This is a genomic window from Lysinibacillus sp. F12 (assembly GCF_057773605.1).
The window spans coordinates 82,595-102,446 of sequence record NZ_JBYMLP010000002.1 but is presented as its reverse complement, the minus strand read 5'-3'; the positions used below and the strand labels follow the sequence as shown (position 1 = coordinate 102,446).

Annotated in this window: 14 protein-coding genes and 1 other annotated feature; of the genes, 3 read left to right on the top strand and 11 right to left on the bottom strand. The window is 34.6% G+C overall.

The genetic code is table 11. The features are described from left to right. Positions 1 to 42 precede the first annotated feature (42 nt). Positions 43 to 262 (bottom strand) — a binding site (T-box leader). Positions 263 to 438: 176 nt separating this feature from the next. Then, positions 439 to 2,325, bottom strand: coding sequence for an FAD-dependent oxidoreductase (locus tag AC3CH7_RS07570; RefSeq protein ID WP_031415865.1), 1,887 nt, complete (start codon positions 2,323 to 2,325; stop codon positions 439 to 441). Between the two features lie 590 nt (positions 2,326 to 2,915). Between AC3CH7_RS07570 and AC3CH7_RS07565 the strand changes: the two genes are divergently transcribed. Beyond that, the gene (locus AC3CH7_RS07565; RefSeq protein ID WP_031415863.1) at positions 2,916 to 3,116 is read left to right on the top strand and encodes a hypothetical protein; all 201 of its coding nucleotides are present in this window, start codon (positions 2,916 to 2,918) and stop codon (positions 3,114 to 3,116) included. A gap of 138 nt (positions 3,117 to 3,254) precedes the next feature. Here AC3CH7_RS07565 and AC3CH7_RS07560 read toward each other — a convergent pair whose 3' ends face one another. The 3 genes from AC3CH7_RS07560 to AC3CH7_RS07550 form a co-directional block, all read right to left on the bottom strand. Then, on the bottom strand, positions 3,255 to 4,403 hold the full coding sequence (locus AC3CH7_RS07560) for a copper amine oxidase N-terminal domain-containing protein (protein WP_488381651.1): 1,149 nt from the start codon (positions 4,401 to 4,403) through the stop codon (positions 3,255 to 3,257). A gap of 673 nt (positions 4,404 to 5,076) precedes the next feature. Next, a complete protein-coding gene (locus AC3CH7_RS07555; RefSeq protein WP_488381650.1) occupies positions 5,077 to 6,768 on the bottom strand; it encodes a multicopper oxidase family protein in 1,692 nt (563 codons plus the stop codon). Positions 6,769 to 7,503: 735 nt separating this feature from the next. Further along, positions 7,504 to 9,003, bottom strand: coding sequence for a methyl-accepting chemotaxis protein (locus tag AC3CH7_RS07550; RefSeq protein WP_012294449.1), 1,500 nt, complete (start codon positions 9,001 to 9,003; stop codon positions 7,504 to 7,506). A gap of 617 nt (positions 9,004 to 9,620) precedes the next feature. Here AC3CH7_RS07550 and AC3CH7_RS07545 point away from each other — a divergent pair. Then, positions 9,621 to 10,544, top strand: coding sequence for a GNAT family N-acetyltransferase (locus AC3CH7_RS07545; RefSeq protein ID WP_227256845.1), 924 nt, complete (start codon positions 9,621 to 9,623; stop codon positions 10,542 to 10,544). Between the two features lie 287 nt (positions 10,545 to 10,831). Here AC3CH7_RS07545 and AC3CH7_RS07540 read toward each other — a convergent pair whose 3' ends face one another. Further along, complete coding sequence (locus AC3CH7_RS07540) at positions 10,832 to 11,854, bottom strand: alpha/beta hydrolase (RefSeq protein WP_031415857.1); 1,023 nt, start codon at positions 11,852 to 11,854, stop codon at positions 10,832 to 10,834. Between the two features lie 886 nt (positions 11,855 to 12,740). Here AC3CH7_RS07540 and AC3CH7_RS07535 point away from each other — a divergent pair. Continuing rightward, complete coding sequence (locus AC3CH7_RS07535; RefSeq protein ID WP_197149045.1) at positions 12,741 to 13,457, top strand: hypothetical protein; 717 nt, start codon at positions 12,741 to 12,743, stop codon at positions 13,455 to 13,457. Between the two features lie 836 nt (positions 13,458 to 14,293). On the opposite strand, the gene AC3CH7_RS07530 is transcribed toward AC3CH7_RS07535, so the two are convergent. From AC3CH7_RS07530 to AC3CH7_RS07505, 6 genes are all read right to left on the bottom strand, one after another. After that, a complete protein-coding gene (locus AC3CH7_RS07530) occupies positions 14,294 to 14,641 on the bottom strand; it encodes a DUF5839 family protein (RefSeq protein WP_243432493.1) in 348 nt (115 codons plus the stop codon). Positions 14,642 to 15,110: 469 nt separating this feature from the next. Then, complete coding sequence (locus AC3CH7_RS07525; RefSeq protein WP_036218308.1) at positions 15,111 to 16,292, bottom strand: macrolide family glycosyltransferase; 1,182 nt, start codon at positions 16,290 to 16,292, stop codon at positions 15,111 to 15,113. Beyond that, positions 16,289 to 16,726, bottom strand: a complete 438-nt coding sequence (locus tag AC3CH7_RS07520; protein WP_036218312.1) for a helix-turn-helix domain-containing protein — start codon at positions 16,724 to 16,726, stop codon at positions 16,289 to 16,291. The genes AC3CH7_RS07525 and AC3CH7_RS07520 overlap by 4 nt, the downstream gene beginning before the upstream one ends. A 1,019-nt stretch (positions 16,727 to 17,745) precedes the next feature. Then, on the bottom strand, positions 17,746 to 18,078 hold the full coding sequence (locus AC3CH7_RS07515; protein WP_488381649.1) for a DUF4288 domain-containing protein: 333 nt from the start codon (positions 18,076 to 18,078) through the stop codon (positions 17,746 to 17,748). 24 nt (positions 18,079 to 18,102) lie between these two features. Next, entirely contained in the window at positions 18,103 to 18,432 is a 330-nt protein-coding gene (locus tag AC3CH7_RS07510; protein WP_012294441.1) for a hypothetical protein, read from the bottom strand. A 160-nt stretch (positions 18,433 to 18,592) separates the two neighbouring features. Beyond that, complete coding sequence (locus AC3CH7_RS07505; protein WP_012294440.1) at positions 18,593 to 19,573, bottom strand: epsilon-toxin family protein; 981 nt, start codon at positions 19,571 to 19,573, stop codon at positions 18,593 to 18,595. Between the last annotated feature and the right edge of the window lie 279 nt (positions 19,574 to 19,852).

Here is a 19,852-nt window from a genome sequence, read left to right as displayed (position 1 = left end):
TATCCTCCTCTTTTTTCAATAAAAAAAGCCCTCGCCTCTATAATTAGAGACGAGAGCATAGTAATCCCGTGGTACCACTCTAGTTGCCATTCATAATGACCACTTTCCATTGTTAACGAGGTGACGCCCCGCTATTCTCTACTCTTAGTTCGAGAACCTTCTCCAAAGTGCGCTTCATTCATGGTTTCTGTATTAGGCTCACACCATCCCTAACTCGCTTTCCAGTTGTCCCATCAATTACTCTCTTTTTCATCGAATTTTTCTAAGATTTTGACATATTTTACAGGAGTCTTCGCTTGGCGTCAATGCTTTTTGTATGAATGAATCATTGCTTCAGAGCGTTTAGAGAATTTTGCATAGGCAGCACTGATTGCTTCTGCATTCGTCTACACAAGTTACAGACGGCATTCCAAACGATCCACCATAAAAAAACGCTCCTCATTTAGAGGAACGTTCTTTTTCTACATAATGAATGACATCTGCCATGATGGCATACATCTCTTTTAACTTCAGTTGCTTATTGTCTTTCACTTTCTTCGCTACTTTTTCCGAAACAATTTCTTTATCAATTAAACTTTCCCAGCTATTTGCAGTCGATTCACCGATGAGCACATCTGCCAAATATTGTGCCAGCTCATCTCGCGTAATAGCTTCATCACCCGTGCTATATACCTTATTAATAACAATCTCCAGCTTATCTTTTTTATCGGCTGTACTCTCTGCGCCGGCACGTAGCATACTTTCTTTCAACATTTTAGCAAACTTAATTTTCGTTGCTTTACTGTCGACCTTTAAATCATTATCATAGCCGCCAACAACAAGTCCATAGTTAATTAACGTTTGAATGGCTTCATCATACCATTTGCCCTGATAAGGATAGTTCACAGAAAATGAATCGACATAGGCACCTTGTTTATCCAACTGCTCTCTTAATGTAGCAATTAATTTCTTATCCTTGCTCATTTCTCTAAAAGTAACATCTTGTTGAAGAGCTAGTGCTGCCGCTGTCCCTGCCGCTTCACCAGTCACCATACCAGTTGGGACAATACGGGCACTTCCCGCTGCTAAAGATGAATAACCTGCAGAGCGTCCCACAACAAGTAATCCATCGATATCCTTTGGTACTAGAGATCGGAATGGAATCGCATATTGCTTTGGCGCAGAAATAACATACCCATAATCATGTGGTGTTTGAGCCTGCACATCTACTGGATAAGAGGCAATCCCAATACTATCCCAATGATCACGATTCTGCCAAATATCGGACATTGGTAATTGATATTCAGCCCAAATATGTCTAGTTTCTCGTACATAAAGCTCTTCCGGGAAGCTGACAATTTCTGCTTTTTCAAATCCGGGGAAGTTTTCCTGTAAATATTTTAGTACATGCAATGTTTCTTTTTTACCTGCAGCTATGGCAGCCTGCTTCGAATTCTCATTTAAACCATCAATTCCGAAAATTTGTAATGCATTAATAAAATATTCATCATCCACTCGGGCTAAATTTAACCCTCTTAATCTTGTACCTTCTTGCAAAGGTTTATATTCATCATGAAGCTTTGTAAAGCCCCACATTACGGTATGATTCAAGTTAGCCCCGCCAAATACATCTGACTTAGCCGCTTTTTTTACTTGATCCCAATCGACATTTTTCAAGTGAAGCATTAATGTTACAGCCATGCGCTTATCCTTTATTCCAATATCTTCTCCACCAACAAAGAAAGGAACTTTAGACATCGTCGCAAAATCTGCATCCTGAGTAGCATCTATGAATGATTTTCCTTTAACGACATATGTACCGTATTCATTTTTTAGCTCAACAGAATTTAGTTGTTGTTGTTGAAGATTCGTTTTAACTACTTCCGTTTGCACCGACAATGTTAAATTGGGTTCCTCATCAATCAGCTTTTTAAACGCTGCTTTAGCTCCGACGATACCAAAAGCATCATTGCCTCTCACTAGCTCATGCCATTCTTTAAAAATACCTTCACTGATGGAGTTATTATGACCATCACGTGGAATATCTAGAAAATTTAGCATCCCATATGTAAATAATCCACCCAATTCTTCACGTTTTTCTACCAATAAGGTTTTAGCTCCATTACGAGCAGAAGCAACAGCAGCAGCGACACCCTCAGGCTCACCACCAATGACAATCACATCATATTCAGACTCTATATTGTTGATGGGTACTGGCTTTTTATACTCATCCACTAATTTATTGTATGCCATAGAGTTCGTTATTTCTTTAATAAAGTAGTAGCTTCCAAACCCAAGTAAAACTACTAGGATAGCAGTGGCTGTCCATAATACGCCTTTACCCATAATAAACCTCCGATAGTTAATATTTCCAATAACATGTTTATTTTATCATCATTTCTGCCACTTGAAAGAGCTGAATGTCCTATTGATTTTTTGCCTACAACCATAAGGCATATCATTTTCTACAGTATTTTTCTATGAAATTATCGTGTATTCCATCATATAAAGGATTGGGATATTTTTCCGATTTGCAGACAAGGTTTGTTTCATCACTTATAGTAAGCAGTCAAAACGGGGATGTGCTTGCGGGCACAAGTAGTTGATCAGGATACATTGTACCTGATAAAAAAACAGTCAGAATCATTTTAATCTATATTTTTGTCGATAAGCAACTAAAAACCCTTTGGTAAATGATGTAAATTCACTATTCTTTTTCAAAAATAGTTAAATACACTACTAAGTAGACGCATCAACTTCAAATAAAGTTACAGGACAAAAAATATTTTTCGATAACCTTTAATGAGCTAGTTTTATCCGTCACCCCTACCATTTTACTTCTATTTTTTATTTTACTATGATATATTTTCTATTAGGAAATAATTCCCAATTATCCGAACAATGGTCTTTAGGATTAATAAATGAGGTGCTCTTGTATGGATCGATTTGAACTTACTTTTAAAAATAAAGCTGTACGAATCTGGTTTTACACTGTATTCCCTGCCATTATATTAGCGATTATTTCTATTATTATTTTACCTAATGAGCAACATAAATATGTTTCACTAGGTTTGTCACTCATGCCAATCCTATATTTTATTTGGTTTATTTTTTATACTAAAAAGAAACGCAAATAATAGTTAAACCCTCTATATATAAACCATTCGACCATGTACCCATTCCAGATATAGGGAACAGAGTAAATAAAAATTGACTGGCTAAAGTTCCATACAAAACAGAACGTAAACCAGCCAATTCAGCTTAAAACGCAACCTTTAAGGGTTGATGACCTCATGATGGTGCCCCTTTAAGTCTACCCTGTAATTTCCAAAAGTCTTTTTTCTATCTTCTGAGCTTAAATTGCCAAATCTATTATAACCGAAAATATAGATGCCATTATCATTTATTTTCCAGTTATAGGCATTACCTATCGTATCAAAACCATAATAAAAACCTGGCATGCCTAAATAATCAGAAACCCATTGTCTATTTGCTCGTGTTGCATATTTTAAATTACTTGTTTCAGGCGCATTTACTATCCCCCGCTCATATCTTGTTAGATAATATACATGATTCTGATAAGGTTTTACAGCTTTAATCGGTGCTTTTTCTACGGCTACTCTTGAAATGGCTTGTCCATCCACATAATATAAAATAAATTCTTTTGTAGTGCTGTATGCGTAGTCCATATAAAAATTGCCCATATCCGTTTTAATCCAAATATCTCCTAGTTTAACTATATTTTCATCCTCAATAAATTCCTCATAAACAAAGGGTTCAAAATCAGAAAAATAATTGCTATAGAATAATTGACCTTTTTCTTGCATCACAGCCATAAAACGATCGCTATAGACAATAGATTTCCCCTGAAATAGCCATTCACAAATGCGAACAAGTCTAAGGTTTTCAAGCTCCGTAGCATTTACACCCCTGATAATAATCAAACTATATGGTTGCTGGTTTTCATTCTTCAAATAGACTACTTTCTTATTAAATGCCTCCCCTATATATCTTAGAGGAATATAGGTTGTATTATGATGCAGGACTGCAGAAACGTCCATTTGAATCGAATCGCCATTCACATCTACTGCCTTGTTCCCTATTTTCAAGGTTATAGTTTTATCCGAATTTTTAATGGTTATGGTATTATTTTTAGGGTTGAAATCTACCCTTGCACCAAATCCTTCAGAAATAAAGCGAAGTGGTACTAAGGTTCTTCCATCTATTACAATTGGCTGTATGGCAGAAACCATATTACCATTAACAAATGCCTTTGAGCTTTCAGGCGACAAAATGATACTGTTATGAAGGTCATTTTCTGTAATATCATTATAAAGTTCAAATAGATTTGCTGCCTGCACAGTTAGACTAACAGGAACAATTAATAAAAAAATTACTACTGTACTGATAATGTTTCTTCTCATTTTATAGTCCCCAATACGTTTTGCATATTTTCAATTTACTACTACGTTCGCATTTTCCAATATAAGCTAAATTATACACTTTTCTATTAAGAGTTGCTACGTTTAATGGCTATTGCTCTGACCTTCGAGAGTGTACAAGCTATAGCAGATTAATGCTTTTTTGGGGCGATATGGGGCTGAATTGGGGCTAAAAATATTGCCTTGCAGGGTATAAATGGGAATAGCTAATGTAAACTTGAAATTTTGTATCTTTATTATCTTTTAAATTTTTTTGGTTTTTTGATGCTACTCCATTTAGAGTGATTTTTTTGTTTATAAAAACTATTCATTTCCCCCATAACTGAATTTTCCCTACCTCCCTCTTTCTCTAGTATGTTAAAAAACGAGTGTTTCGAGACTGTTTTACCCTCCGTATGAGAACAAATATAAAAAGCATGTTTTGACCCATCTTTTTACAAAACATGCTCATTATCTTTAGTGTCGACACTCGTTAGTTCAACAACTTCATAAATCTAAGATTCCCTTTCGTAAAGCCGGCTTGTTGTCCATTCAAAAGTTCTTTCATCCATCATTGTCTAAAGATATACCTTCACCATTACCAAAAATATTTTGCGAAAATTTTACCTCCAGTTCAGGGACAATGCTAGAATCTTGAATCGGTTTATCATGTTCATTATTGAAAACTTGACTCATCCTCGTCATGATACTTTTCACAGTCACAATATTTATGGCCATGATCGCAGCACTGGGTAAATGAATCGTCCCGGCATACGCCTGAAATAGGGATGCATGGATCAAAATTATGATTTTGAAGTACTTGGTACGGACGCATCATATCATGATCTTCATGTTCAATAATATGACAATGCCATACATAAGTTCCCGTAAACGGCCCAAAGCGTGCAATGATACGGGTAACTTCCCCCGGGTTTGCACGTACGGTATCTTTCCAACCCATTTCATTCAGATCCGGTTTCTTTGCTTTCCCTACTTTGATGATATTCCCATTTTCATCTACGGTAATTGGTGCTCTATTGAGAATCTGGAATTGAACTAGATGCAAATGTATCGGATGGGTATCTGCGGTTAAATTATAAAGTTCCCAAATTTCTATTGTTCCATTATATGGTGTTTCTGTAATGGGATCGACCCACATCTTGTTATTGAGTTCAAACAACGGTCGGCCATATTCATCAGTAGTTTCAACTAAAAAGTTTTCTCTTACATATATAGCATCTTTAGGTTGAAGTTTTTCTAAACAACTTAATGTTTCGGGTACTGTACTTGTATCCGGTTGGGAAGATTTTTGTTTAACTTTAAATTCCATAATTTGCGAAAGATCTGGAGAAGGAGGAACGCCACCAGGAAAAGGTGCCGGAGCATCATTAGTCAGTATGATATTCTGCCCTCTATGTTTTGAAAAATCAATGATTACATCTGCTCTTTCTGCTGGAGCCAATATGATTTCAGAAACTCGTACAGGTTTTTCTAATAATCCGCCATCCGTACCAATTTGAATAAAATCTTGACCTGAACTCAATCGCATACGGTAAAAACGAGCATTAGAACCATTGAGGATTCGAAATCGGTATTTTCTTGGTTCAACTCTAAGATAGGGCCATATTTTTCCATTGACTAATATTGTATCTCCAACAAAACTCGGAACAACCGATGGATTCGGAAGATCAGGATCTATTGGTGGTGGTGGTTGTGATGCAGGTGGTGGTTTTTGTCCGGGCTGGGAAGGATAGAACAGTTGACCGTCATCATAGAAAGAACGATCCTGGATAACTAATGGAATTTCAAATTCACCTTTGGGCAAATTTAGTTTTTCTTCTTCCTTATCTCGAATTAGGTAAAACCCTGCTAACCCGGCATATACATTTAATCGAGTGATTCCAAGGGCATGGTCGTGATACCAGAGAGTTGTCGGACGCTGACAATTTGGATAGTAGTAAACTTCATGTAGGAATTTGCTGCCAAAGTTTTCGAAGTTTTTGGTAAACCATGCTTCGGGATATCCGTCATTTTCAGGGCGAACACGCCCCCCATGCAAGTGAACTACCGTTCTAACAGGTGGTTGACTAGGTTCAGCACCGTGAACAGTAGTATCCACTGGCAGAAGGTGTGTAAAAGGTAGTTTATTTTCCCACTTTACAAGAATGGGATGGTCCCTGAGAACATCAAATGTCGGCCCAGGATACAAACCATTATATCCCCAAACTGTTGTCGGTGGTAAGGCCCGATGTAGCTTTTGTTTTATCTGCTCCATCAACACTTCATAGTAAGGGATTCCATCACGTATTCCAGTTGGTTTAATAGTAGGTGGAATTGGTAATGCGTCAATAAACTTTTTTAATTTCAAATTTAATTGCCTCCTTATCAATAATTAATAGTCATTGATAGTCATAGAATCAATATGACTTACTTTATTAAATGTATAAGCAGATAAAAATGTTTAGGTAAAGGAGGAAGGGCAACATAAAAACTCAATTTTCTTCTACTAAGACGCCTTATTTGAGTTGAAGGTAATTATTTTTATTGAGATAAATGTTTGTAATCAAATATTTCAATTTTGAAACCGAGAGTACATTTATCTTTATCAATCTAGACACTATAACAGGATAAAGAAATTCTTACCTTAACATCAACTATACTTTTCGAAAGACTTTTAATTCTTACTGGAATAAATCAAGTAATCTTGCATCGCCATATAAGGCAATTTACTTTTTTATACAAAAAAAGTCCCCTTTCCACCATGTTCGTCCGACTTTATCTACAAGCATCCCTGTTACGATCGACGGAAGATACGTAGCATCTACATGAAATCCTATAGCAATTCCAACCTCCGATAAACCATGACCATCTGAGTAAATAAATAAAAATAAGATATGTTTCTGTGGGACTTTTAGATAGTCTCTTGATCTAAGTATATCTCTGCTAGCACTCGGTGTACTGAATGTCAAAAAAAAAAGCATCTTTTTAAAGCTCATAAATAAAACCAGATACTCATAAAAAACTTTAGGAGTACCTGGTTATTTTAATGAGAATTCCCCTATTTGCTTTATATAAAAGCTTTTTAGCGAAATACTCTTTTATTTTATTGTTGCTTTGAAAATTCCACCAAATCCTGTGACATTGTACCAATTTCATCTGCCGAGGCATTCAATTGTTCTGTAAGAGCCGCCTGCATTTGCGCAAGCTCACTAATTTTATCCATATAGTCAATAATTGTATCAATAGAAACCTTTATTTGCATTAAACTTGATTCAATATTACCTGTTGCCTTAGCCGAATTAACTGCTAATTTTCTTACCTCTTCAGCTACTACACCAAAACCTTTTCCTTGTTCTCCTGCACGTGCGGCTTCTATTGCAGCATTTAACCCTAGTAAATTTGTCTGATCTGCTATCTCTCGAATAAAATGTGATATAATCTGTGTTTCATCTGCTACCCCTTTCGCATCATTGGCAGCTTCTGTAGTTTTTTCCTGTGTGTTCGCCAGTTCCTGTGCCTGCATAGTAATAGAATTAATGCCATCAACCATTTGATTAATAGAAGCTGATAATTCCTCCATACGTGTCATAGTTTCTTGCACATTTTGCTCTTTCTTTTTTTCATGTGTAATATCTCGAATAGTTCCTGCCACTCGCAAAGGAGCTCCCTCATTATCACGAAGCGTTGTACCGTTTGCATGAAACCAGCGATATTCACCTGATTTTAATTGAAGGCGATAATCTACTTGAAATGGCGTACGCCCAGAAAAATCTAATAAATGGGCACTAAACGCATCTAATGCAGGCTGCTTGTCCTCTGGATGCAAGCGATCACTCCAAGAGCTCATAATATTTGGAAAATCATGTTCATCCTTGAAGCCCAATGTTCTTCGAAATTGTTCACTCCACCAAAAGGAATTCTGTGGATTTAATGGATTACCTTGATCTACAATCATATCCCATGGCGCTTCTACCAGAGCTTTATTAATTAAATCATAACGTGTTACATATCCCTGTAATTTTTCCACGTTTATTTTTTTATCATGAATATTCATCATCAAACCAATGATTTGATACTGATCATCTTCAAGATGGGAAGCCATTCCTGTAGTCTGTATCCAGCGCTCTTGACCGTCACGACAGCATATCAAATGCTCCATATTAAATCGAGTTTGTGTTTCTAAACTCTCCTCTAGCATCTCTTTAAAATCAGAACGATGCGCCTCTGTAATTACCTTCAAAAAATCTTGAAAACTGTCTTTAAGAGCATAACTATCAAACCCTAAGAGCTCTTTTAATTCTGACGAAGCTGTGAAAACATTGTTTGAATCATCCAAGCGTCCGTTTAATACTCGTAATTCCCAAAGACCCATTTCATTACTTTTCAATACATTACCCAATTTTTTCTGCAATTGATCTTCAGATTCTTTCCGAAGCCTATTTACTTGATTTAAATTATGTACTAACTGGTTTAATTCCTCATCATTTGTTGAAGCTAAAGTATACTCAAAATCATATTGACCCTGTTTAGCCATTTGCAATTGAGCCTCACTCAACTTAATAAGATCGCCAATTGTTATGTTCCGTTCTTTTTTTAAAAACATTCTTAGTTCCCCTTCGATAGTGTATAGATTACATGACTAATTCAAGAATCATTAGTTATAAAACTAGAATCATATTTCGTGTTTTTCTCATTATAACCGAAAAAATAGTTAAAAAGCACTCGAAAAATAATATATTTTTTAGATGCACTATATTCCTTATAACGGCTACCTCATTTACTTTAAGAACTATATATTTTTTTGAATCTGTATCCAAATACTCAAATTACTAGTGAATTCCCAGGAATTATGATAAAAAGAGATTTTTTTGATTACTTCTTTCGGGCTATCCAACGCGAAACAAAGGAATCTTTTTAAATACATACTAAATCAATGCTATATTCATATATTTTAATTGAATTTGTCATTGAAGGTTTATTAAAAGAATTGAATTAGTGTGTTATCAAAATTCGATTATATATTTGTTAAAAAAAATTAATATAGAGATAAAAATATGTAGATACAAGTATTAAAGTGTGTTATTTTAAATGGTAATAATAGTCAAAGGAGGAGTTTACTGTGAGCAAACAAATGTTAGCAAAGGGCAAATTTTTCAAGGGGAAAACGCATAGCTAGCCCTCTAAACTGCGGAACCCCCTACTATTGAGAGGGGTATTATTTTGAGCCAATCACCAACAGAATTTTTCATTCGTAACTTCGAACATGGAGATATGCCTTTACTTGGTGAGTTGTACCAATCAGTAACAGCAAAAGACAACGCGACATTTTGGTGGGTCGGGGACGAAGATAATTGGAGTAACGTTTATTGCGCATTTGAAGATGGGAAAATGGTCGCTAAGGGGCAAGTTAGCATCATTAACGTTGTTCCTCCAGGTCGTTCAAAAGAGAACAATCACTCTATATATATTAATCTGAAAACCATTTCTGAAAGAGAACAGGACATTACGTTGCTCGACAAAGTCTATCAATATCTTTTAACAAGAGCAAAGCAATTAAAGGTAACTTTACCTCAAGAATACGGAACAATACTTTGTGTAGGTAACGATTCGAAAGAAACAGCAAACAATCAGTTTTTTATCCAAAAAGGATATCTCCCTCTGAATAGTTTGTATAGCATGAATCGAGATTTGACTGAACCGGTTGTGGAGTTAAAACTTCAGGAGGAGTTTCAATTCTCACACTGGAGCATGGAGACATCTAGCGAGGAAAGAGATTACCTTAATATTGAAGCTGAAATTTGGCCAGATGCTCCACTTGGTCTTAATAGATTGTCTGAATACAAAAAAAACAAGCTATGGACATCCATGGTCATACGTCAAATAGACACTATTGTTGGCGGACTAATGACATGGCAGGAAGAAGACTACGGTGTAATTGAGGACGTTTTTGTCCGTGAACCATGGAGAAAGCGTGGAATTGCAAAGTTTACGCTTACACAGGCTTTGAAATATCTTAAGTCTCATAAGCTACAAAAAGCCACTCTCATGGTACTAACGACAAATAAATCAGCCTTATCTCTATACGAATCGGTTGGCTTTTATACGGATAAAGAAGAGATAAGATACTTCACAAAACTCAATTAGGTAACAAAAAGAGGGGTAGGCTGCCCCTTGAACTGACTCCTTCGGGTTAGACAAAACAAAAAAGCATCTTCAATTGAATTTAGGGTAATGTATCCTAATATCAATCGGAGGTGCTTATTTTTATGGGAACGAGAGGAAGTCATCGGCAAGAAGTAAAATTAAAATCAGGTGATGAAGTTACAAGGTATTTCTACAAAGGTGATGATTAATACCATGTGATGTTTTTTAGCTCACTAGTAACGGACAGAAGCCGATTTCATTAAACCAAACCTGATGTGCGTATTGAGCTATTTCCCACTATACTTCTTTATGAAGGCAAGCGTTTTCCCAAGTGTTTGTTCAGCGTGCGTAGTAGTAAAATCAAATTGATACTCATGACCTAGGTCAGAATTTGTTCCTTCAAATAAAACACTTTCTACTTCCACCCCATTCTTTTTGAGAACATCTATAAGCTCTGTTGATTGTGGGGCTAGTGGATCTGCATCTCCAACTGTCAAAAAGGTAGGTGGGTAATTAGGTGTTACATGTTTAACTGTAGACATCTCATCTATTCTAGAGTAAGACTTGAAATCTTTTGTTCCTGTATATGCCCAAAATACTGATTGGATACCTTTTTTTATTATTGGAGATGACTGAGCACCTATTTTATCCATGTTATAAACCCCACAGAATAAAAGAGCACCTTTTAACTGTTTTTTATCAACTGTAGGTTGAATATCCATTGATTTTGCTAGAGCTTCATTTGTTATTATCGCAATGGTTTGACTGGCAATTTGTGCACCTGCTGAATCACCGCCAATAAATAAATGATTCATATTGCCGCCATATTTCGAAATATTATCCTGTAAATATTTAAGAGCTTGGTTAGTTTGTATGATTGGCCCCGGATATTTTTGTACCGGTGCAATAGCATAGTTTATATTTGCTACAACATATCCTTCATTGGCTAATGCCATTCCATATTCTTGCGTTTGTTCCTTACTACCTGATACAAATGCACCACCATGTATCCACATAATAACAGGGAGTTCTTCCTTCATATTTTTCGGATAATAAATATCTAAAAGACTATTCTCAATTCCATGTTCATCATAAACAATATCTTTTTCAACATGGACTTGCCTTTTTATTGTTTCAATGTCCTTAGGGGATGCAAAAGAATCAGATTCAAAAAGCTGCTTGATAATAAAGGTATTAAGTACAGGTGTAAACTGACCAATTATAAATATAAGCAATATAGGAATGACAATAATATAAACGGGAATCATCCATCGCTTTTTTTTCTGATAAAATCTTTTTTTAGTTTTCAAATTGAATGAACACCTTACCTCACTTCATTATTATATGAAATTCACTTGACGGAAAAAGAAGAGGGTGGATACGCCCTACGTTATGCAAAAAAGATCAGCGTCCTTTAAACTCTGATTTTCCTCCTTCTTTTTTTCCGCCCACACAATATTTATCTAATTAGATGAATGAGTCTAATTTAGATATTATTGAACCTCATACAAATGAATTATATCAGATTTCAACCTTCAACCTTTAGAAGAGAATATTATGTATGTGGAATAGCAATGTGGAGTACCTAGGCTTTTTGAGTTTTTCATGATACTGTCTATATTTTGTATGAAGCTCCTTATCTACTTCATCGATAGAATTCTTCTCAGAAACTTCTTCAGTTTCAGCATTGACCTGCGTGTGGATACAAGAATGTTGTAGAAGTATAGATATTTTTTGTATTTGTTATAATTGGCTAACCATCTAACATTCTATAAAGGTAATTTCATTTCGGTTTAACAACCTTTTTTTTAAAAAAAGTTAAAAAATTATTCACGTTCATGCATTTCAACTATACATAACATTAAAAAAAGGCAGTAACGATGAAGGACCAACCTTTGTCGTTACTGCCTTTTTTTGAATCACTAGTTATTGTGTATACGAAATTTTATATATCTTTGTTTTGACAGCGTTTTAAGGGTAGTCTTACTACCTGCAACGTGTATAAAATCGCATAACCAAACATGGTTTCACTGCAGAATTAAGATGAAACAGAAAATAAGGAATATTTAGTCATTTTTACAAACACTTTCTATTAAACCTCAATAATGTTATTATTGTAATAGTAAATAATATGAATAATTTACAATTAATAAAAAAATTTACAGTATATACTTATAAGGAAGAGGCGAAAAAATAATGATTCATAATAGTTTATTCAAAAAGACATTCACAACATTTTGCTGTTCTGCATTATTAGTTGGTGGAGTAACTATGTCGGCAATTTCTACTCAAGCAACTGAACTAACAAATGAAGAAGAATTATATTTAAATGAATTAGGATTTAATAAAGATAGTGATTTTTATAAATTACTGCATGCAATTGAGCAACTACCATCTGAAAAGCAAAGTGCTGAAGAAGTCGCAGAATGGTTATCAAACCATTCTGGTTTAACAATCACAGCTGAAGGCGAATATTTAAACTTTGGTTCCTTAGAGCAAATTGGTGAAAGTGAAGTTCAAATTCCTAATATTTCAGCTTACTCGTTTTCAGTTATAGAAATAGCTGCATGCGTCGGAGCTCTTGGAGGACTTATTCCTGTAACAAAAATCCTTAAAGTTCACAAATTATTAGACACTCTTGGTGGTGCCACTAAAGTAATGCAACAAGTTCTTACAAATTATAAATATTATCGTAAAGACAAGGGGTATAGCCAAACTAAAGCTCTAAGTCAAGCTCTAGAAGATTTCTCTGTTGCTAGTAAGTTATCTTCAGCATCTAAACAATTATTTATGGATTTCTTTAATATAAGTGCAATCATAGGATCTTGTGGACCTTTATTTTCATACGAAAATAATAAACATGAAGATGAAAATTACTTCTTTAATGAACGTGCTTTAAAGAATTTAGCTTAACACTGAATGGTTAAAAGTGGAAATTTATTAATTCTACTTTTTTTCCTATACTTAAGAAGGAGTTTAACAAATGCGAAGTTACTTACTTTACTTTTTATTACTACTAATAATTCTACTAGCAATGGTTGATACTTGGGGCGAAACCAATAAAACTATTATGTATGGAGTTGCGCTTATAAGTATCGTTAGCTTAATAATTATAAAATCATCAGAAAAGAGTAAAAAATAAAAATTTCAAAAATCTAAAGACAGTAGGGACAATGTATTATCCCTACTGTCTTTAGATTTGAATAACCAATTCGTTACTCTTAATAATTATAGTTTACTTATTTTCACTTATAGTTTTTTCTTTACAATTCGAGCAAAGCAACAACAAATATAACTGCTTATTTTTTTGAAAAATAACAACTAAATATTCGTAAAGGTCATAGGAATCTCCTCCCAATGGGAGTGTGGCCACACTCCCATTGGGAACACTATTTAGAGAAAATTAAATCGCCAGAGGTCAAAAATCGGATTCCGATTTTATGCCATTAAGCACACCGAATTTTTGAAGGTGCGTAGAAGGGCACTCTGAAATTTAATGGTGATTATTCTGGCTACCCTTACAACAAAATTTCATTCCTTTTTCAACCGGTATACCTATCATTTCGTTCTCCATATAGTTCTACTTTGTTATGTATACAATATCAAACCCTCCCGTATACCGTTCCAACCCAAGTGCGACGCGCTTTTCGAGTGTGCTGTAGCACACTCTTAATCCTGCACGTTATACTTGGCTCTTTTCACGCAACTAAGATAACTCTTAGTACCCGATCCTTGCATGTTGTAAAAACTTATACTTTTTGGGATACTTTTTCCAAAAGCCCTCTAATTCTTTTATATTGTTTTCCTGTCTCTTCAATCTCTTCCCTAAAAACTTCTGTTACTAAGATACGTGCAATTGGTTTTCCGACATTAACAATATCACCTGGTTGGATGTTTAAATCAAGTAAATACTTAGGGATATGCCATGTGTACTTTTTAGGATTGATTTTAACGTATTGATCACTGGCTGAAATGGCTGCATCTAATGAGTGATATTTGATTGTTTCTAAATAGCCGTGAGACAACCCTAACTTGTCCTCTGCTTTGATTTTTTTCAATGACTCATATATAACACCTACAAAGGCTTTAAAGCCCATTAAAAAACCTGTACGGGTTTGATAAAGTTTTTTTTAACGATTGTAAAGATTACTTTTCTTATCAGACGCCTGCTTAGTAGACTTCTTTATATCTTTTATTGTTATCATTTAAAAAACTGCTGTACGGTCTGGTAAAATTTAAAACTGGGGCAAAAAGCCTCAATGCGGTGCTTACCTACAGACTGAAAACTCGCACCAGCATATTGAGTACATTAATGGTCTGTTTCACCGTTGATTTAGCAGAGTCTTTTACTTCTATGATATTATCTCGAATATCATGGGTTAGCCCAGTTACTTTGTCATCCAATTTTTGTTTGAAGATTACAGAATAGTAAATTCCCACAGCGTTAAAGTACGTTATTCTATAATCTGACCCTTTAGATGAAGAAAGACGCATTCCTTAATAAAGAAATGCGCCTGCTTCTTGAAGTTTTGTTCACCATATAAACTTTTGCAGAATACAAAGGCGTTAGGATTTCTCTCCAATTATACTCAGGATCACATTAGCTGCTTCTAACGCACCACCAGCTTTCCTAAAGCTTTCTGACAGTTTCTGCGCTTCTTCCTGGTATACTCGATTTGTAAGCACTTCAGCTACCGCTGTTGCTAAATCCTTTGGAGTTTTTCTTTTAAGTTTTACTCCTGCACCGAGCTGGGCAACTCGGTCAGCTACCATTCTTTGTTCGCTATGTTGCGGAAATAAAACCATTGGAACTCCAAAAAATAGACTTTCATTCGTACTATTCATCCCGCAGTGGGTAATAAATACATCTGCTTTCTGTAATACCGAGATCTGATCCACAGCGTTTTTCACTATGAAATTTTCTGGTACGCTATCAAGAGACGAAATCTCCGTTTTTTCTCCGACTGACATCACAACATCATAGTCTGTCTTCCCAAATGCTTTGAGACAGTTTTGGTAAAAATCCTGATTCTGATTTAGTATTGTTCCAAGAGAGATGTAGATTACTTTTCTACCTCTTTTTTCATTCTGTATCGGTATAGACTGCTTTATGGACGGTCCAACAAAGGCATAGCGCCCAGAAAAGGTATCCGCCATTGGCTGAAATTCTTTCGAAGTGTAAACAATGGTGTCTGTTTCATTATCATTTTGAACTAACGATACAAAATTCTCTACTCGATAACCATGATCATTTAATAGTTTAATTTTTCTGTTAATTCTCCGCATGCCTAGAATCATTCTCCAGACTTCCATGAAACTCCGCTTCATTAGTTTTGCTGTATACTGATTAAAGGCAAACGAAGTAGTCGAACAAATATATGGAATTCCTAGTTTCGCAGCAAATAATTTTCCCCAAATACATAAAGAGTCAGATACAATGCAGTCTGGCTGAATATCCCTTAATTCTTTACACACCTTTTTATCCAAAGCAATTGTTATATCCGCAGCCATTTCAATTAATGCTGCAAAATCTTTGCCAACCTTACGATCCAATTCTAAATGTGTAACTTTAGGTAAGAATTCATCACAAGCTATAAAAAAAGCACCAGTGTCTTCTATTTTGCCCTGAAATTCTAAAAAGGAATAATACCAAACTTGATGACCTTTCTTTATTAATTCGGTTACTACCGGAATAGTGGGGTTGGTGTGACCATGTGCGGGTAACGAAAAAAAGATGATTTTACTCATTCACTCTCATCCTTGGATTCCGCATTTCGAATCATCTCTGCAAATTCTAGGAAGCCGTCACTTTTTAAGACAGCGATTCCTTTTGTCGCATCCTCTCCCAAAACAACCAGTTTATCACCTGCATGAATCTGATACATTTCACGTGCATGTTTTGGAATTACAATCTGTCCGCGTTCTCCTACCTTCACAACACCAAAGAACTGCTTCCCTTTAGGACTAATCCGATTTGCTTCTTCTTCATTCATATTTTGGGATAATTGATCTATGGTTACTTGAAAAATATCACCGAGCATTTTGAATTTGTAAATATCAGGTATAGCCTCCCCATTTTCCCACTTCGCTATGGTCTGCCTTGATACGTTTACCTTTTCAGCCAATTGTTCTTGACTTAGTTTATGCCTTTTACGCAAAACACGAATATTCATACCAATCATGTTTTTCATCTCCTTTTATTTTTATAATATAGAGGATTTAAGGAGATATCTATCAACAGTTCATAACATTTCTTGTTAAATATTGTGGCAAATATTCATACGCAAGAAAGATACCCTATCGATATTCCATGATCTGACCCGTTTGTGGAACAATTAAAAAATCCTGCATGCCAACACAGGATTTTACTTAAAACTGTTTATTAACGTTGTGACTTTATTTCATATCTACATTCATTTTTCTAATTGCCTTTTAATTGAGTAAACAGTGTTCCTAGAAAGACCTGTTTTTCTGTGAATATTCACTACTGATTCATTTTGTTTTAATAATTGGACACAACGTTCTAACCAAGTAAGGATGGGGGTAAAAATAGAAGTTTAATTTTTGATGTAGTTTATTAGAAAACCAATCTAAATGTTGGTATTACATCGCTTAGATTGGTTTTCTGTTGGATACAAACTTTCTTTATTTTACGCATCGTTGTATGTAATTCCTATTTTATCGTGAACTAATAACTAGTTATATCCCAGTCTCAAATAGTATGTTTTCTAATATAAGGCAGGCAACTAATAGTAAACCTAATATTTTAAACCTTTTATACTTATTATCTTTATCTAACAAAGATAGAATCCAATCTCATAGCAGATGGCTCCTTACATTCTTATGTCTACTCTAAAAAGCAGTATTTTTAGCATGGTGGTTTTTGTGTTTTTTATAACTATTATTAAGAATATTATAATTAACTTTACTTGAACAGATAATATTCTCTTTATATATTAACTCAAAAGTCCATTCACCACGAATAAGTTTTGAGCTTGTTTTTAATACAGCATAAATAAAAAGAGCAGCTATAAATTGCTCTGCTCTCTCACAATATCTTGTTTCAACACTTCAGGACAATGATAATTAATACCCCACTTATACTCCAGATAATTAATATAAATGATAGAGTGTTGAAGAAATAGATGTTTCTTTATTGAAATAAAAAGGGGCAACAGTATTAAATACTGTTGCCCTTTTTTTATTTATCAAGGGAATATAATTTTATGACTTCATCTGCAGTAATTGGTTTATCGAAAGGTAAAAAGCGACTATAAACTTCTTTGAAATTCATATCTCCTTCGAATTGATCAACAGTTTCAAATATATCAAGTATTTTTACAAGACTCCATGTAGTTTGCCCACCATCTGCATTTATGTAAGTATCATCAACAAATTTTTGGCGGATTTTTATTTCTGCTTCATCGGAATTTTGAGCTTCTACCAATATGATAATTTCTTCGAATGTTTTAGATGAATGGGTGTTTGGTATTACAGTAGATTCTAATAATATTTTCACTGAATATATCTTCATAATTTATACCCCTAAACTATTTAATTATTTTTTAAAGCGATTATCATTTAACAATTTTTTTGCTTTTTTTGCTGCAGCATTGCCGTTGTTGGCATCTTTTTCGATTTCATTGAGAGTTTTTCCGTAATATTCCCCTGGGAATTCACTTCTAATAGAGCCTTTTCTGTTCTTAGAAATATATTCGTCTGCTGTCTCTTTTTCTATGAACGAATTTATACAGTCTCCAATCCAAGTTCCTACTTTATAAGTGGCCAAACCTACTGTGAAGATTCCTGTTCCAATTACGAGCGCTTGTCCTATACCTGGTACGAAATATAGAACTCCGATAGCAGCTGCAGGAGTATGTTTTTTCATCTGTCTACGAAATGGGAGTAGTAGGTCTTCTAATATCTTATATCTTTTTTATGTCGCACCTTTTAGACCAATTTCCTGAATGTTAATATTCAATTTATTTATTACAATAAATGTATAAATCACTTAATTATCCACAACATATATAACTTTATTTATATATTTACTCGGAAATTATTGTGGGACTTACCATCAAATTCTCGGTCTTTATAACTTCATTACTTTTTGTGCTTATATATTCAACTTGAACATTAAATAGACTTCCGTATTCTGATTCGAAGCGTCCCTTTCCACTAGCTAAAAAATAATCAGGGTTATTGACACTTCTTGATATTATTTTAATATCTGGAAATTCATGAGTTCCAGATAATTTAGCTTGATTGTAAGCCTCTTCATAAATCGAACCGAGAGATACCCACTTAAGTCCTCCCATACTAGAAATTGGAAGCTCCTCATAACCAAATTTTTCTTTATTTAATCCAACTTCTGCATAAATATCCATTTCACCCTTGATTTTTTTAATTTCTAATACAGCAACTACTCTAGCAATAGTATGTGGTGGAACAACAATAGATTGAGAAGGAGCAACATATTCTACAGTTTCCGAAGTCTCATTTGCCTGACTACTACTAAAATTATATTCTGCCTTTAGTGTGATTTTACCTTCTGCTAGAAAAGGTATCCCTGTTGCCAGACTGGTTTCAGTACCAAACATAAATCCATGTTCAGTTGTAGCCGTTGTAGTATTTGAAAATGATTTGCGAAATTCCTGCGAGCTTAACGTTTGATCCCTATCGGTATCATTTCGTAAGTCACTTTGACCAGCCCAAAGAGGATTTTGACTAATTACTTGAGGTTCCATAGATAATTTACCATAGGTATTTTTTACTTCAAAGTCAATATTTTCTGGGTGTTTACCAATTGAACCTAGCCCATTAGAAGTCAAATATCTGCCGTAGTAATTAACTAGGAACCTTGAACCATTTGCTGCATCTGGAAAGCTATTTTTAACGGGACTAAAATTTGCTATACTTTGATTCTCTTTAACATTACTATCTCCATTTGCCGCCATTGCTATTGGTGATGAAAGTAAACTTAGACCAATAGTAGCTCCCATTAATATTACTTTTGCTTTGTTTTTCATAATTTCTCCTCCAATTTTAGTATGTATAATTTAGCGTATGGCTACATACTAAGTTTAGTTGTTATTATTTTTGGATTAATAAACAAAAAATATTAATTTTATAATACATAATCCATAAAAATTAATAATTGGTAGAATAATATAATTTTTAATTGAATGTTCAGTAATGGAATATCTACAGTATGATTGGGGCTTGAAGTGGTATGGTTTTAATTCATTCATCTCACCCAGTACTGTACAAGACATGATTAAAAGATATTAACCTTTTGTGGAAAAACT

Coding starts and splice junctions, on each gene's coding strand:
- AC3CH7_RS07535 (WP_197149045.1), top strand. CDS start 12,741: ATGATTCATAATAGTTTATTCAAAAAGACATTCACAACATTTTGCTGT.
- AC3CH7_RS07570 (WP_031415865.1), bottom strand. CDS start 2,325: ATGGGTAAAGGCGTATTATGGACAGCCACTGCTATCCTAGTAGTTTTA.
- AC3CH7_RS07525 (WP_036218308.1), bottom strand. CDS start 16,292: ATGAGTAAAATCATCTTTTTTTCGTTACCCGCACATGGTCACACCAAC.
- AC3CH7_RS07530 (WP_243432493.1), bottom strand. CDS start 14,641: ATGGGCTTTAAAGCCTTTGTAGGTGTTATATATGAGTCATTGAAAAAA.
- AC3CH7_RS07560 (WP_488381651.1), bottom strand. CDS start 4,403: ATGAGAAGAAACATTATCAGTACAGTAGTAATTTTTTTATTAATTGTT.
- AC3CH7_RS07515 (WP_488381649.1), bottom strand. CDS start 18,078: ATGAAGATATATTCAGTGAAAATATTATTAGAATCTACTGTAATACCA.
- AC3CH7_RS07565 (WP_031415863.1), top strand. CDS start 2,916: ATGGATCGATTTGAACTTACTTTTAAAAATAAAGCTGTACGAATCTGG.
- AC3CH7_RS07510 (WP_012294441.1), bottom strand. CDS start 18,432: ATGAAAAAACATACTCCTGCAGCTGCTATCGGAGTTCTATATTTCGTA.
- AC3CH7_RS07505 (WP_012294440.1), bottom strand. CDS start 19,573: ATGAAAAACAAAGCAAAAGTAATATTAATGGGAGCTACTATTGGTCTA.
- AC3CH7_RS07550 (WP_012294449.1), bottom strand. CDS start 9,003: ATGTTTTTAAAAAAAGAACGGAACATAACAATTGGCGATCTTATTAAG.
- AC3CH7_RS07520 (WP_036218312.1), bottom strand. CDS start 16,726: ATGATTGGTATGAATATTCGTGTTTTGCGTAAAAGGCATAAACTAAGT.